This window comes from Achromobacter pulmonis (assembly GCF_902859765.1).
GTDB classification, from domain to species: domain Bacteria; phylum Pseudomonadota; class Gammaproteobacteria; order Burkholderiales; family Burkholderiaceae_B; genus Achromobacter; species Achromobacter pulmonis.
On record NZ_CADIJV010000037.1, the window covers coordinates 30,979 to 46,413 of the forward strand.

Annotated in this window: 14 protein-coding genes; 3 read left to right on the forward strand and 11 right to left on the reverse strand. The window is 64.0% G+C overall.

Translation table 11 applies throughout. The features are described 5' to 3' along the window. Positions 1–277 precede the first annotated feature (277 nt). Positions 278–1,912 carry a methyl-accepting chemotaxis protein gene (locus tag HV701_RS23215; RefSeq protein ID WP_175135357.1) on the reverse strand — a complete coding sequence of 545 codons (1,635 nt, stop codon included), beginning with the start codon at positions 1,910–1,912 and terminating at the stop codon, positions 278–280. Between the two features lie 190 nt (positions 1,913–2,102). After that, on the reverse strand, positions 2,103–3,449 hold the full coding sequence (locus HV701_RS23220; protein ID WP_175135358.1) for a tetratricopeptide repeat protein: 1,347 nt from the start codon (positions 3,447–3,449) through the stop codon (positions 2,103–2,105). Between the two features lie 684 nt (positions 3,450–4,133). Here HV701_RS23220 and HV701_RS23225 point away from each other — a divergent pair. The 3 genes from HV701_RS23225 (at position 4,134) to HV701_RS23235 (ending at position 6,585) form a co-directional block, all read left to right on the forward strand. Further along, complete coding sequence (locus HV701_RS23225; RefSeq protein ID WP_236756492.1) at positions 4,134–4,784, forward strand: imm11 family protein; 651 nt, start codon at positions 4,134–4,136, stop codon at positions 4,782–4,784. A gap of 227 nt (positions 4,785–5,011) precedes the next feature. Beyond that, on the forward strand, positions 5,012–5,863 hold the full coding sequence (gene hchA, locus HV701_RS23230; protein ID WP_175135360.1) for a glyoxalase III HchA: 852 nt from the start codon (positions 5,012–5,014) through the stop codon (positions 5,861–5,863). Beyond that, entirely contained in the window at positions 5,863–6,585 is a 723-nt protein-coding gene (locus HV701_RS23235; protein WP_175135361.1) for a PA1136 family autoinducer-binding transcriptional regulator, read from the forward strand. The genes hchA and HV701_RS23235 overlap by 1 nt, the downstream gene beginning before the upstream one ends. 243 nt (positions 6,586–6,828) lie before the next feature. Here the strand turns inward: HV701_RS23235 and HV701_RS23240 are convergent, their stop codons facing one another. From HV701_RS23240 to HV701_RS23280, 9 genes are all read right to left on the reverse strand, one after another. Then, complete coding sequence (locus tag HV701_RS23240) at positions 6,829–7,653, reverse strand: ParB N-terminal domain-containing protein (RefSeq protein ID WP_175135362.1); 825 nt, start codon at positions 7,651–7,653, stop codon at positions 6,829–6,831. Between the two features lie 70 nt (positions 7,654–7,723). After that, complete coding sequence (locus HV701_RS23245) at positions 7,724–8,332, reverse strand: LON peptidase substrate-binding domain-containing protein (protein WP_175135363.1); 609 nt, start codon at positions 8,330–8,332, stop codon at positions 7,724–7,726. 9 nt (positions 8,333–8,341) lie between these two features. Beyond that, a complete protein-coding gene (locus HV701_RS23250) occupies positions 8,342–8,749 on the reverse strand; it encodes a carboxymuconolactone decarboxylase family protein (protein WP_175135364.1) in 408 nt (135 codons plus the stop codon). A 69-nt stretch (positions 8,750–8,818) separates the two neighbouring features. After that, positions 8,819–9,997 (reverse strand): hypothetical protein, encoded by a 1,179-nt coding sequence (locus HV701_RS23255; protein ID WP_175135365.1) that lies wholly within the window; start codon positions 9,995–9,997, stop codon positions 8,819–8,821. Positions 9,998–10,241: 244 nt separating this feature from the next. Beyond that, entirely contained in the window at positions 10,242–11,735 is a 1,494-nt protein-coding gene (locus HV701_RS23260) for a M81 family metallopeptidase (RefSeq protein ID WP_175135366.1), read from the reverse strand. Further along, positions 11,732–12,385 (reverse strand): ANTAR domain-containing response regulator, encoded by a 654-nt coding sequence (locus tag HV701_RS23265; RefSeq protein ID WP_175135367.1) that lies wholly within the window; start codon positions 12,383–12,385, stop codon positions 11,732–11,734. The genes HV701_RS23260 and HV701_RS23265 overlap by 4 nt, the downstream gene beginning before the upstream one ends. 269 nt (positions 12,386–12,654) lie before the next feature. Then, complete coding sequence (locus HV701_RS23270) at positions 12,655–13,815, reverse strand: transporter substrate-binding domain-containing protein (RefSeq protein ID WP_175135368.1); 1,161 nt, start codon at positions 13,813–13,815, stop codon at positions 12,655–12,657. A gap of 45 nt (positions 13,816–13,860) precedes the next feature. Next, positions 13,861–14,574 (reverse strand): ABC transporter ATP-binding protein, encoded by a 714-nt coding sequence (locus HV701_RS23275; RefSeq protein WP_175135369.1) that lies wholly within the window; start codon positions 14,572–14,574, stop codon positions 13,861–13,863. Further along, positions 14,571–15,435 (reverse strand): ABC transporter ATP-binding protein (locus tag HV701_RS23280; RefSeq protein WP_175135370.1); only part of this gene is annotated, 865 nt, incomplete at its 5' end. The genes HV701_RS23280 and HV701_RS23275, both read right to left, overlap by 4 nt.

Here is a 15,435-nt window from a genome sequence, read left to right on the forward strand (position 1 = left end):
ACGGGCCGGAGATTTTCGAATCGATGGGCGGGTCGAGACGGGGCAGAAATGGCGAGCGAAGCCGACTATACCGCATGGCCGCCACGGCCACCGCGCAACGTTTTCGGGCGTGTCCAACGGCTGGCGAGAAGTCCAGGGGGAGTCATTGGACGCGCCCGCGGGGCAGCCCTGCCCCGCCGACTCTTGGGCCTGGTTAGGCCAATGGTTTACGTTCGCGATTGTCCGTCGCGCGGCGCGCGCGCAACGGCCCATGCATCATGGGCCATTGCGCAGGTGCTCAGGTCAATACCAGCGCGCCGCGCTCGCGCGGCTGGGCGCTCACGGCCTCGCGTCGCGTGGCATCCCCGCTCAAGCGGAACACGCCGACCGCATTCACCAAGGCATGCGCCTGGTCCTGCATCGAGCCCGCCGCGGCCGCGGCTTCTTCGACCAGCGCGGCATTCTGCTGGGTCACTTCGTCCATCTGCGACACCGCGCGGTTGACCTGCTCGATGCCGGAGGCCTGTTCTTGCGATGCCGCGGCGATCTCGCCCATGATGTCCGTCACGCGCTTCACCGAGGCGACCACCTCTTGCATGGTGGTGCCTGCGTTTTCCGCGTGGTCAGCACCTTCGGCCACTTTGCTCACGGACGCTTCGATCAGCGTCTTGACCTCGCGCGCAGCCTGCGCGCTGCGTTGCGCCAATGACCGCACCTCGCCCGCGACCACCGCAAAGCCCTTGCCCTGCTCGCCCGCCCGGGCCGCTTCCACGGCGGCGTTCAGCGCCAGGATGTTGGTCTGGAACGCAATGCCATCGATGACCGAAACGATCTCGGAAATCTTGCGCGAACTGGCGGAAATATCGCCCATCGTACTGACCACCGCCGACACGACGGCGCCGCCGCGCTGCGCGACTTCGGAAGCGCTTGCCGCCAATTGATTGGCCTGGCGTGCGTTGTCGGCATTTTGCTTGACGGTCGAGGCCAGTTCTTCCATCGAGGCGGCGGTTTCTTCCAGCGACGCGGCCTGCTCTTCGGTGCGGCTGGACAGGTCCGTGTTGCCGGCCGCAATCTGCCCCGCTGCGCTGGATATGGTTTCGGACCCGGCGCGAATAGTGCGAACGGCGCCGGCCAGCTTGTCCTGCATATCATGCAGCGCGAGCAGCAGTCGGCCGGTCTCGTCCCGGGTGTCAGCGTGGATGGGTTGCCCCAGGTCGCCACGCGCCACGGTCTCCGCCACCGTCACTGCCTGGGCCAGCGGCGTCGTAATCGACTTGGTCACCCGCCACGCGAACAGGCCGCCCAGCACGATAGCCACGCCCGACAGGACCAAATTCATCGTGCCCGCGTTGTCGATAACCCGCTGGCTGGCGGCGCTGGCGTCCACCATCTCGTCAGATTGAATCCGGGAAATTTCGCTGACGCGGTCTTGCAGGATATCCAGAAGCGGAAGGGTCTCCTCCAGCAAGCGTTGGCGAGCGGCATCGCGCTCACCACGCTTGAGGAGCGCGCCCACGCCCTGGAACGACTTCACATAGCGACCGCGCACGTCTTCCAACAACCGCAACTTCTGGCGTTCTTCTTCGGTGCGGAACAACGGCCGCAGCGTTTCCAGCGCCTGGTCGATCGCCTTTCGGTTGGTGTCGATGCGAGCGAACAGCGCTTCAGCGGTGCGGGGATCAGTATTGACGATCAGTTCGAGGTTCGCGCGCGCATTGGCGCGCGTCGTCACGTCAATGATGTTGATGGCGTTCGCCTTGGCCCACGTCTGTTCTGTGATCGCCTGGTTGATGCCGCCGATGTGGGTCAGTTCATACTGCGCCAGGCCAGCGAGCGCCAATAACAGCGCAAGTACGGTGCCGAAGCCCAGGGTCAGCCGGGTGCCAATGGATGAGTTGCGGAATAAGTTGCTGATCGTTAAACGGGAGCGCATGAATTTGTACTATGACAAAGGGAAAACCCTAGTATAGGTTTCATGACACATATAGCAACGAATTTGTAATGAGAATTTGCGATTTCGCATAGCGGGCCGGAATTTTATCTGGCAGACGCCTCTGTCGAAATTCCAAGGAGGTCAAATGACGGGCAGCTTTCGACCCAAAGCAGTCGCCCGCGAATTCCTCTCACAGGTTCAACTGGCGTTGGATGTCGTCCTTGTTGACCGTGGCTCTGGCGACCGTCTCGCGCAGTGCGGGCTCGGCAGCCTCACCAAAGCGGCGCAGCACCTCATCGTAGGTGGCCATGGCGGCTTCGTTCTGGTTCAGTTGGCCTTGGGTGATGCCCTTGTAGAGCAGGGCCCTGGCGACCTGCTCGCGCAGCGCGGGCTCGGCAGCCTCACCAAAGCGGCGCAGCACCTCATCGTAGGTGGCTATTTCGGCTTCGTTCTGGTTCAGTTGGCCTTGGGTGATGCCCTTGTAGAGCAAGGCCATCGCGACCTGCTCGCGCAGCACGGGCTCGGCAGCCTCACCAAAGCGGCGCAGCGCCTCATCGTAGGTGGCCATGGCGGCTTCGCTCTGGTTCAGTTGGCCTTGGGTGACGCCCTTGTTGACCAAGGCCCTGGCGACCTGCTCGCGCAACGCGGGCTCGGCAGCCTCACCAAAGCGGCGCAGCACCTCATCGTAGGTGGCTATTTCGGCTTCGTGTTGGTTTAGTTGCCCCTGCGTGATACCTCGATTGACTAGCACCTTTGCAACACTGGTGGCTACGGCATTGGCAACTCTTGCAGCTTTGAGCCAAAAATAGGCAGCGTCTTCTAAGGCTCCAGCGGTGTACGCGGCGTGGGCGCGAGTGTTCCAGTCATCGAAAGAGTAGCTGTCTTCGCTAGAGGCTTTCAGCTCAAGGTCGCGCTGAACAAGCACTCTTGTTGAGTCGGCCAGAGCAGATGGGGTTTGAGCTCCGGTTTTGCCAATTGACTCTTGTGCAGTGTCGAGAGCTCTGGCGATATCCGCAGCGCGCGCTTGAACCCCTTGCGCATGCCCATCCATTTCTATGTGCAACTGAGCGGCTTTCTGCGCGATTGCTTCAAGTTGTTCTCTCAACAGGACTGCCTGTTTGTCAAACCAATCTTGTGCGCTGGCTTTCGCAACATCAGAGGCCGCCTCCTTGGCTTCCGACTTGGCATTGCGATACCCGAGAAATCCACCGAAAACCAGCAATACCGTGATGCAGAGGCTCAGCAGGGCGGTCAAGATGCCAAATCGATCAATGCTTTGACCCACCTGCGCCAATTGGTCATCTACACGCTTGTCAACGGCGGTGATCTGTTGGCGGACAGCCTCAATATCTTTGACTTGGAGCGCCTTTTGTGAATCCAACTCTTTGACTTGAAGCTCCTTTTGTGATTCCCACTTGCTTTGCTGCAATTCCTTGAAGGCATTCAATTCATCTCGCAACGCAAATGTGGAAGTCTCAGTCGCTTGCGCTACAGCTGTGCCCCACAGCAAAAAGCAGATAGCCAGCAGCCTAAGCATTGGACTCGCTCTGTGGGTCGATTTCATAAGTTGCCGTTGGTTGCAAATTCCTTGTTGCGGATACTAACAGAAACCTCTGATTTGCCGGGCTGCGGCGGCATTGTCTCTGCGCATTCAACGCCCCATTCGCTGATCGGTGCGGGCGAGAGCTACCACCCAAGCAGGCAACACGATCGGCCCAGATCAGCCGGCAACTGTCCCGCGTGGACCGAAGCCCAATTTCCGCTTCTGGCCGCAACCAGTCGTTGACGACAGGCAGCTTTCGACCTGAAACGGACGCTCGAAAAGGCCAGATCTTCCAGCATGAGCCAAAGACCTTCGAAATCGGCGGTGCTCCCCAGTTCCTATTCGATCACCACATAAAACGGATCGTTCTTGCCAACTGATTCCTCGAAGGATTTCTGACTACAAGTCATTATCTCCTGTCGCAATCAACAACACCGGAATTCGGTTTCACGAGGCGCACGACAACAAGCGAGCAACACCGCCGCCCGCAGCCGAGCACCACAATTCAGCACGACGGAGCTACCATCTTGTCGACCATTGTTCCGAACTTTCCCGAGACTTACGTGAATCCAGTATCGCGGGCGTCGTTTAGACGGAACTTGTGGCTGAGCTGACGCCCCGCTAGCATCGGCTCCACTGTATTCCCGTTCTGCCCCCGCATCCATGATGGAAGCCACCGTGACCGAACCGACCGCCATTGACGTTTCAGCCGAAGCCGCGTCGCATAAGGGCGAATTTTTCCTGATCGACGCCAGCTTCTGGGCAGACGGCAGGGTTCCCGGCATAGCAATCGCCAACGAAGAGAAGCTGATCGATCCGGGGATGAATGTCGTCTCGCGTCCTAATGGAATGCCAAATCAGTATCCGGAGCGTCCCCACCTGGTTCATGTACCGGAGAAGGGCGCAATGCCACGCGATCTGGAAGAGCTCGCGGGCATATGGATTGTGTCGGAGCCGTTGAAGCAACTGTTTGAGCAGATCGACGCCGAGGCGTTTGCGTTTGTGGCATGCGACTTCAGCCTTGCTGACGGCAGCCCTGCCCCTCCGTACTACCTGGGCAATGTGCTGCGCAGACTTGATGCCCTGGATGAAGCCTCTTCTCGCGTGAGGACCAGGCTCGACCACAATGGTCAGACCGGCGAGTACGAGAAATTTTATAGCCTCGTAGGCGGAGCCAGCTTGGTGTTCAAACAGGATGTTGTGCGAGGTGCCCATATCTTCCGCCAGGATCGCATGGGAGCACCTCCCATCTGCGACCGCGCGATGTTTGAGGCATTGAGTGCGGCCAACTTCTCTGGTGTACGGCTGCGCGATGTCGCCGATACGTAGAGAACGAGATGTTAAGCGTGGCGATATCCTCATCTTTAGCGTGGACCGTGCCTTGGCGTTGGCGGGGCCGTTAGGAACGCGTGGAACGTCGGGCTCGCTATCAGTTCCTTGCGATAGCGTCACCAAGCCGTCCTCTTACGGCATGACGTTGACGGAAATCCCTCATTGCGCCCAGCTTTTCTGCGCTACATATTAGAACCTCGCACGAACGACAAATGGAGCCTCACATGTCTGATCAAAACGTCTCCGATAAGAGGCCGCAACCTGATCCCGCGGAGAAGGATGCGTTTTTCCCCTCAAGCTACTCGTTGAGTCAGTTCACCTCGCCAAGATCCGATCTGGGCGGTGCTGATTACCCGGCTCCTTACAAGGGCAGGAAGAGAATCCTGATGATCGGTGCCGACGAGCGCTATCTCCTGACCGACAATGGCACGTTTTTCTCGACAGGTAATCACCCAGTGGAGACGCTGCTGCCCATGTATCACCTCGACCAGGCCGGCTTTGCCTTTGACGTGGCGACCCTATCGGGAAATCCCGTCAAATTCGAGTACTGGGCAATGCCTTCCGAAGACCAGGAAGTACAGCGTTTCTTCGCCAAATACCATCCGCAATTCAAGCAGCCGCTGACCTTGTCAACCGTCATAGCACAAGGTCTGGACAACTACGCCGCGATATTCGTCCCCGGTGGTCACGGTGCGCTGATCAACATTCCGCAGAGCAAGGATGTTGGCCAGGCCCTTGAATGGGCGGCGGCAAATGACAGGTTCGTCATCTCGCTGTGCCATGGCCCTGCGGCTTTCCTCGCCGTCGGTGACAGCGATATATATCGTGGTTACAAGATTTGCGCTTTCCCCGACTCGCTTGACGCTAAAACCCCGGACATCGGCTATATGCCGGGACACCTGACCTGGAAATTCGGTGAAAAACTCAAGGCCCTAGGCTTTGAAATTGTCAACGAAGACAATATCTCAGGCGCGGTGCACAGGGATCGCAAGCTGATCACCGGCGACAGTCCGCTGGCCGGCAATGCCCTCGGCAAGCTTGCAGCACAGACGTTGCTCAAGGAAGTCACCACCTGATGAAGGATGCCGTCACGTCGGAAGCGGTGTTCCGGAGTGCCCTCTCCATCGAGGGCGCCAGAACCCTGTCTGCAATCGAAAGCGAAGTTCGCGCATTCAGTGCTCCACTCGGCTACGATCGTTTCTTGTTGTACTCGACATCTGCCACGCGGGATGAGGCTGTTGAGCGCATTTATTGGGTTGAAGGAAACTGGTTCGGAACTGGCGAGCCCGTCGACGCCGTGACCTACGTGCGGCACTGTCCGGTGACCCGTCACGTTCTGGATGCGCACGAACCGTTTTTCTGGACCAAGACGATCGGCCAGGAAGGCGAACGCTACCGGGTCGTTCGCACCCCGCAAGGCTCAGGCATTCACGGTCTACAAGTGCCAGTGTTCGGCCCGCTGGGGCTGGAAGGAGCAATGAGCTTGGGCGGGGAGCAGATTAATGCTTCTTCACATGCTCGGCTGGCTTTAAAACTGATTGCTGAAACAGCGTTTCTCGCGGCACGCAGACTCCTAGAGCTCCCCCCGCATGATGCCATCGGAGCCCTGTCCGCCCGCGAACGCGAGGTACTGGCCTGGACCGCCGCGGGCCGACGGCAGGTCGATATCGCCGCGACGCTCGGTTTGTCCGAGCGCACAGTGGAGAACCATCTGCGCCGCATTCGCAAGCGCCTGGGTGTCGCGACGACGGCACAGGCTATCCGAGTGGCAATCCGAAATGGCGAGATCGTCGCGTAAGTCCAGTCGCTCGCCGCAAGGCATGGCGCCGGATGGACGGATTGATTGCCTTGCGGTGGTCACAGACCGACGAGGCGGAATTTCTGGCGCGAACTCGCCGGCAATCGTGTTCAGGCTACGATCTGGTGCCCTGATTGAAATGCAGACTTTCGTGGCCGTCTGTCTGGGCACGCTTGATGTCACCCTGTAGAACCGCTGGCCTTTACAACCAGCGATACGAGTTGGAGGAAGGCAGCAACCCCATTAATCATCCCCTGCCCCCGCCGACGCATTCCTGGCCTCGGCCAACGCCACCGTCAAGTGCATCACCTTCTTCTTCAACTGATCCCGCTCGTCCGTCAACCGCGCCAGCAACTCCCGTAGCCGCGCCACCTCCGCCGGCAGATCCGCGATATTCTCGATCGGAATATCCGGCACCGCCTCTTTCGGCGGCGGCGCCTTGGCCTGGCGCACTTCCCGCGCCGCCTGCTGCAATTCCTTCCTGCCCCCCGCCACCGCCGCGGCCTGCCGCTCGGGCGGCAAGGTCGCCACCGCCGCCGCGGCGTTGATGGAGATCGCCCCATCCTTCACCGCCCGCACCAGTTCCGGCGCGGCGGCTTTCTGGATCTTCTCGATCTGCCCCAGCGTATTGCTGCTGATGCGCGCCTCGCGCGCCAGCGCCTGACGGCTCAACGCAGCCGCGGGCGGGATGGGCGGCGGCTCGGGCGGCGGCGTGCTGCCGTCGTCTTCCCAGGGCGGCACGCTGCGCGATTGCAATATCTCTTTCTTGCGCAGCGCCAGCACGCCGCGCTGGAAATCCGACACGCTGCGCCGGCCCAGGTGATTCTCGATCATCCACAAATGCACGTCGTCCATCGATTTGAACGAGGTGTTCTGGCGCGTTTCGAAGGGAATGCCGTGCTTCATGCACAGCGCGTAGCGGTTGTGGCCGTCGATCAGCAGCTCGCCCCACAGCACCAGCGCGTCGCGGCAGCCCTCGGCCAGCAGGCTGCGTTCGAGCGCTTCGCGTTCGTCGTCGGTCAAGGGGTCAATATAGGCGCGCAGGCCTTCGTCTATCCTGATATCCATGGTGTCCAAAAACAGTTCAAGTCCGCGTCGCCCCGCCCCGCGCCGCCAACGCAGCGCCGCCTGTCGCTGGCTAGGCTCGCGGCCCTTCCAGCGCGATGCGCACGGCTTCGAGACGAGCGCGCGGGTCCGTCAGGCCCAGCAGGCGCGCTTTGTCAGCGGCCGGCAGCGGCAACAGCTCGCACCAACGGTCAGCTACCCAGGCGCATTCATCCAGGCGGTACGGCGGCGCCACCGGCATGCGTTCAGCAGGCACGCCTTCCTGCTGCCATTGCGCCACCAGCCGCCCCAGCGCATCCGCGCAGGGTTGCAGCGGCGCCGGCACGGGTAGCGGCGGGTCATCGGCGATGGGTTCGGTTTCGCCCATCCAAAGACCGTATTTTGCCAGTTGGCTGGAGACCAGCCGGAAACGACGGGTGCCGATGCAGCGCACTTGCAGCAAGGCGGGCATGGGCGCGTCCCAGACCTCGATGCGGGCCAGGGTGCCGACGCCGGCCAGGGTTTCCTGGCCTTCGGGCGAGCGGACTTCGTTGCCAGCCAGCAGCGCGACCACGCCGAACTCGCTGCCGTCGGCGATGCAGCGGCGGATCATGTCCAGGTAGCGCACTTCGAAGATGCGCAAGTGCAGCACGCCGGCGGGGAACAGCGCGTTGGACAGCGGGAACAGCGGGATGCTGGCCATGGCGCCGCCCTACTTCACCGTGAAGGCGTCGTCGACCGGCACCTGCATGGCGGTGACCAGGGCGTTGGTCTGGGCGGCCATGCCGATGACGGCGAGCAGTTCGGCGTGCTGGCCGTCGGTCATGCCCTTGGCGCGGGCGGCGGCGGTGTGGGAATGGATGCAGTAGGTACAGCCGTTGGCGGTGGAGACGGCGATGTAGATCATCTCGCGCATCAGGGGCGGGATTTCGCCGTCGGCCATCATGACCTGTTTCAGCTGTTCCCAGACGCGCTTGAGCTGGGGCGGGTCGTTGGCCAGGGCGCGCCAGAAGTTGTTGACGAAGTCCGACTTGCGGGTGGCGCGGATGTCTTCGAATACCGCCCACGCCTCGGGGATCTTGCGCGCTTCTTCGTCCGACAGCAGATGCACCGTAGCCATACGCCACTCCAACAGGTAAGGGCCGGGCGGCGAAATGCCGCCCGCGCGACATCCCATTGAACAGGAAAGCTAGTAATAAGTCACTTTGACCAGCACCTGCGTCGAGTACTTGCCAAGCTTCAACTCCTTGCCGGCGTCCGGCGTCAGCGATGCCGTGTAGGTGTGGACGGCGGCGGCGGGATTACTGCCCGCCAATTGGCCGAAATTGCCGACAGCGTCACGCAATGGCGGGACGGGGGCAGGCAGGATCGGCACCGGTTGGCTGGCGTTTTCGGTATCCAGGATCTGCATTTTCAGGCCGTTCTCCACGCCATCCTCATTGCGCAGGATGATGGAAGTGCCATCGCCGTCGATGCGCCCGGGGCCTTGCAGGATGAATTGGGCCGATAGCAGCATCAGGAATTGCGTCTGTTCGTTATCCGGGGTCGCGGGGGCCGTGAGGGAACCTACACTGCAGGACGGGTTGATGCGGGCGGAGACGTTGAAAGGGTATTGCTGCGGCAAGGTACCCATGTAGTCTTTCATGGCCATGATTCTGCCAAATTGCACCAGGCTGTCCACGCTGACGTCACCGATACACCGCGGGACGAATTGCATGCGCGTGGGGCTATGGGTGATGAAGGGCCCCGGCGAAGACCCGGCTCCCAAGGCGGCGACCAGCTTGAATATGGTTCCCGAGGCAACCGGGTAGCGTGCCACCGGGGGGTGATCGTTCACCACCTTCAATCTCGCGATCAGGGTCACGACTCTCGGCCCCGATTCCCCGGTGTACGGAAGGCCGGCCTCATGGGTTTCCGAGATCGGCAGGCCCGCTTGCAGGTTCGGCCGCCACGGGTTGATCTCATCGCCGTTGACGATGATTTCCAGTGCCAATCCCGCGTTATTCAGGGAACGGTTCAGGGTGGTGTAGTCGGCCAGCGCCTGGAGTTGAGGGGTTGAGGCAACGGGCCTGCCCATCCTGTCATAGTTGACGCATTCATAGTTGATGACGTAGGTCTGGGTTCGATAGATTTCGGTGCCCGGCGGCGGTATCGCGCCCAGGTCGAAATTCACGGACGGGATCAAGTCAATCTGGAAGCCGCCGGAGGACGTGCAGCCTCTTCTTGCTGTCTGTGCTTTTGCCACACCGGGAAATGCCATCATGGCCGCGCAGAGCAGGATCAGCGCGCCTGCCATCCCCATGCGAACGCCGGCCCAGGGGCTGCCGCCATTGCGACGGGTTGCCGCCGTGATTATCGTGTTGTTCATTGACGCATTCCATGGCCCGGGGTGAGCGGCCGACGGCCTGCTTCACATGACAGTGACGGCCGTTCTGTCGGCGGCGCCATGGCGGCGCGCCTATGGAACCGGGCGGTGTCTTTATGCGTTTCGATTCTGCATGAAGAGGATTATCCGAACGTTAACGTTACGTCGGCGCCCTCTTGGGCATGGCCCGTGTTTGAGCGGGCGCGTCGGCGACCCGGCGGGCGCCAGCGCGGCCCCCGCGCCGCCCTCATGGCGATACGTGCGCCGGCTTGAACGGCTCCAGTGGATAGCGCGGCCGGTTGCGGCGTTGGTACGGGAACAATGAGAAATCCGAGCTGGTGACGCCCGGGCTGTCGCATTCGACCAGCGCGCAGGAGATCGGCACGAACACCGGGCGGCAATACATGCGCGATTTGACCAGGATGTAGCGGGCTGCGCGCGGGTCGACGCCCAGGCTTTGGAAGACGCCCAGGTCCCAGGGTTCGTGGGTGCGTTCGGTGATGACCAGTTGCGCGGCGCCGATGTCGAGCACGGCGCTGCGGCCCATGCAGGCGGTCTGGCCGGTGTAGGTGGGGCCGGTGATGACGTAGCTGCCGTCGGTGATGGCGCGCACGGTGCCCGTCAACGTGACCGGCGCGGCGGGGCGGCCGATGGCGGGGATGGGGCGTTTGTTGCCCACGGGCAGTTGCACCTGGGCGCCCTGCCCGGCTTCGATCATGGCGGCGACGGCCTCGGGGTCGCAGTACAGGCCGGCGACGATGCCGGTCAGGCCCGCCTCGACGGCAGCCGTCAGCACGTCCATGGGGTCGCAGGTGCCGCCGGACATGCAGTTGTCGCCGTGGTCCAGCAGCAGCACGGGGCGGTCGGCCCCGCGCGCCAGGGCAATGGCGCGGTCCAGTGAGGAGGTCAGCGGCTCGGCCTCGTAGACGAAGCCGTCGCGGTCGTCCCAGATGGCGGCGGCCAGGCCGGCCGCGACGCGGTCGGCGGCGTCGGCATCGCCGGCGGCGACCACGATGACGCTCAGGCAGGGGTCGGGAATGTCGGCCAGGGCGAAGCCGGCCAACACCGAGACGCCCAGCATGCCGCCGGCCTCGGCGCCGCGGGCGGCCTGCACGGCGCGGCGCATGGCGCCTTCGGCGGTGTTGCTGCGCAGGGTGTGGGTCATGAGCGGCAGGCGGCGCCAGGCCATGCGCGGGCGCGGGCCGCCGTCCAGCCAGTCGAACAGAATGCGGCCGGCGTGCTCGCCGGTTTCGTACATGTCGACGTGCGGGTAGGTCTTGAAGCTGATGATGACGTCGGCGTTGTCGATCATCTTCTGGGTGACGTTGCCGTGCAGGTCCAGGGCCACGGCGATGGGGACGCTGGGGGCTTGCTGGCGCAGGCGTTCGAGCAGGTCACCTTCGCCGTCGTCGGTGGTCTCGACGGCCATGGCGCCGTGCAGGTCGAGCAGCAGCGCGTCGCAGCCGGCGGCGGCGGCGACGATGCGGTCGCACAGCGTGCGGTAGGCCTGGCCGTCGACGCGGCCACTGGGGTAGGCGGTGGCGGACACCGGCGTGACCAGCGTGGCGCCACGGGCTTCGGCCAGGTCGATGAAGGCGGACATGGCGGTGCGTTTGCCGTGGTTTTCGGCGTAGGCGTCGCGGTCGTAGGTGGGGCCGTCGTTGCCGAAGGCGGACAGCGGCGTGGGCACCGGCGAAAAAGTGTTGGTCTCGTGGTTCATGCGGGCGATCATGACTTTCATGCCTTGCCTCCGTGATTGCTGTGGTTCTGCGGGTCGGGGCGCGCGCCGCCCAGGCCCAGTTTTTCCATGGCTTCGCTGGCCTCGACGATCATGGCGGCGACTTCGGCCACGCTGACCCGCAGGCCGGTGGCGCGGGTGCGCATGTGTTCGTAGGCGGCGCGTTCGTCCAGGCGCTGGTGGTCCATCAGCACGCGGATCGCCTTTTCGATCACGCGGCGCGCCTTGATGGTGCTTTCGAGTTTGTCGATCTTGTTCTGCTGGCGGTTCTGGAACTGCTTGGCCGAGCGCGCCAGCACCAGGGTGCTGAGGATGCCGGCCGAACGGAATGGCCGCGTCAGCACGCCGTGGGCGTTGGTCTTGAGCAGTTGCTTCAAGGTGGTGGGAGTTTCGTATTCGGACAGCGCGATCAAGGTGGCGTCGACCTCGCTGGCGGACCAGGCGAACGAGTTCTGGCCGCATTGCGACACCTGGAAGAACACCACGTCGGCGCCGGCCGGCGGCTTGTCGGGGAACGGCCAGACCAGGTGGATGCGGCAGCCGATGCGCTGGAGCTGTTCGACCAGCAGGTCGCGGTCTTCGCCGGGCGGATAGGCCACGGCGACGGCCACGCTGCGCAGGTCTTCGTAGAGGCGGCGGAGGCTATGGTCCATGTTAGGGCCTGTTCACACTGAAAGGAGCCTCGCACAGGCCGGTAATCGGCCGCCAGGCTAGGCGCGGTCGCCGCCGCGTGGCTTTGCCACGCAAGGTGAGCGCAACGACGCCTGGCGGCCGATTACCGGCCTGCCCGAAGGGTGAGTACCCAAATGAGCGCCTCTCAGCGTTACGAATGCTCGTCGGGGGACTGCCACGACTGCGCTTCGCGCCTTGACAGTCACTCATTTGGGTACTCATGCGAGGCTCCTTTCAGTGTGAACAGGCCCTACCCCAGCCAGAACTCGTCCAGGCCGAAGGCCGTCAGGTAGGGGTCCGGCTTGACCGGTTCGCCGCTGGACCAGACGATGTCGAAGCGGCCGTCGGCGCGGCACACGCCAATGCGCGGGGTCAGCACGCTGTGGTTGTTTTCGGCCAGGATGGTCAGGCGGCCGCCGGGCGCGTCGAAGCCCACCTGGTGCACCGCCTGCGCCAGCTTGCGGGTGTCCAGGCTGCCGGCGCGTTGCAGCGCCCGCGCAAACAGGTGCATCTGGCTGTAGCAGGCTTCGGCGTAGACGCTGGCCGGCCGGTCGCCGAAGCGGGCGCGCCACAGGGCCAGGAAGTGGGCGTTGGCGGGCGTGTCGACGGTGTTGAAGTAGGTGGCGGCGGTAATGTGGCCGGCACATAGCGCGGGGTCGATCTCGGCCACTTCGGATTCGGCCATGGTGAGGCTGGCGATGGGGATGTGCGGCGCGCTGGGATCGGCTTCGCAGGCGGCGTGGTAGCGGCGGTAGAAGCGCTGCGCGTCGTCGCCGATCATGGTCGAGAACACGACGTCGGGCTTGATGCGGCGGATGTCGCGCACCACCTCGACGATGTCGCTGTCATCGCAGCCCAGCGGCAGGTAGGTTTCGTCGAGAATTTCGCCACCGTGTTCCTCGACGGTGTCGCGCATGATGCGGTTGGTTTCGCGCGGGTAGATGTAGTCGGCGCCGACCAGGAAGATGCGCTTGCCGCAGTGCTGGATCAGGTAGGCGGCCAGTTGCATGCTGCCCTGGTTGGGCGCGGCGCCGGTGTAGATGATGTTGGGCGAGTATTCGAAGCCTTCGTAGACCGAGGCGTACCACAACAGTGCGTTGTTGCGTTCGATCACCGGCAGCATGGCCTTGCGGCAGTGCGAGGTGCAACCGCCGAAGATCACGTTGACCTCGTCGTCCAGCAATAGCCGCGCGGCCAGGCGGCGGTATTCCTCGGCGTCGCTGCGCGGGTCGTACAACACCGGCTCCAGCGGCCGGCCCAGCACCCCGCCGAGGGCGTTGATTTCCTCGACCGCCAGCACGGTGCCGAAGAAATGCTGCGATTCGGTGGTGCCGGTCACGCCGCTACGCGAGTACAACACGCCGATGCGCCATCCCGGCGCGGCGGCGTCCGTGTCAGTGCGGAGGGTCATAGAAGCATCCTTCTGCTCGAACCCGAAACGGGGCTCATACGGGGTTCATACTTTCAGGTGGTCCATGATATGGCCGGCGGCCCCGGGCGCGCCAGCCTCGCCCTGATCGACGATGGCGCCCTGCTTGAGCACCAGGTAGCGGTCGGCCACATCCAGGGCGAAGGCCACGTTCTGCTCGACGATGAACATGGACGTGCCGCGCCGCTCGCGTTCCCAGTTCAGGGCGCGGCCGAGCCGCTCGATGACCGAGGGTTGCAGGCCTTCGGTGATTTCGTCCAGCAGCAGCAAGGCCGGCCGCTGCATCAGGCCGCGCGCCACCAGCAGCATTTTCTGCTCGCCGCCGGACAAGGTGCCGGCGTGCTGCCGCAGGCGGCTGGCGAACACGGGGAACAGGTCGGCGATTTCGCCGAAGCGCTCGTCGAACAGGCGGTCGTTGGCCAGGCCCAGACGCAGGTTGTCGCGGATGTTCAGGTCGGGAAACAGCGGCTGTTCCTGCGCGGCGTAGGCCACGCCATGGCGCGCGACCTCGTGCGGGCGCAGCCGGGTGGCGTCGACGCCGCCCAGGCTGACCGTGCCGCGCAGCTTGGGCAAGTAGCCCATGACCGTCTTGAGCAGCGTGCTCTTGCCCATGCCGTTCTTGCCCAGCAGCGCCACGCAGGCGCCGCCGGCCACCGACAGCGAGATATCGTTCAGCACCACGGCGCCTTTGTAGCCGCTGGCGACGCGGTCCAGGCGCAAGGCCGGGGCGGCTTGGCTCATGCTGGGGCTCCTTGTGGCGGGGCGGGTTGGGGGTCGGGCGGATTGTCGCCGGGGGGGTCGGCCTGGGCGCCCTGCCCGGCCGGCGCGCTGCCGGCGTAGATGGTGCGCACCAATTCCGATTCGGTCACCTCGCGGAAACTGCCGTCCATGACGATGCGGCCCTGGTGCAGCACGATGATGCGGGTGGCCACCTCGGCCACGAAGTCCAGATCGTGCTCGACCAGCAGGCAGCACAGGCCGTGGGTGTGGGCCAGCGCCGACAGCACCTGGCCGATGCGGGCGCGCTCGTCCTTGCTCAGGCCGGCGGTGGGTTCGTCCAGCAGCACCACGCGCGGCTCCAGCGCCAGCACCATGGCCAGCTCCAGCGCCTGTTGCTGGCCGTGCGACAGGTCGCGCGCGACGCGGTCCAGCTGCTGGTCCAGGCCGGTCATGCGCAGCACCTCCAGCGCGTAGCCCGGCAGCGCCAGGCGCGGCGAGCGGCGGCGCCACGACGGGCGCTCGCGCAGCGTGGTGGCCAGGCGCAGGCTTTCGGCCACGGTCAGGGTGTCGAAGATGTTGGCGTTCTGGAACTTGCGGCCCAGGCCGTGGCGCACGCAGTGCTCGGGCCCTTCGCGCTTGATGGGCTGGCCGCACAGTTCCACCGTGCCGTCGCTGCGCTCGGCGCCGTCGGCGATGCAGCGCATCAGCGTGGTCTTGCCGGCGCCGTTGGGGCCGATCAGGCCCAGCAGCTCGCCGCCGCGCGCGCGCAAGTCGATGCCTTCCAGCACCTTGAGGCTGCCGAAGCGCTTGGCCAGGCCGGCCAGCGCGAGGGCGTCCTGGCCAGCGCCCTGCCCGGGCGCGGCGCTGGCGGCGAGCGCCACC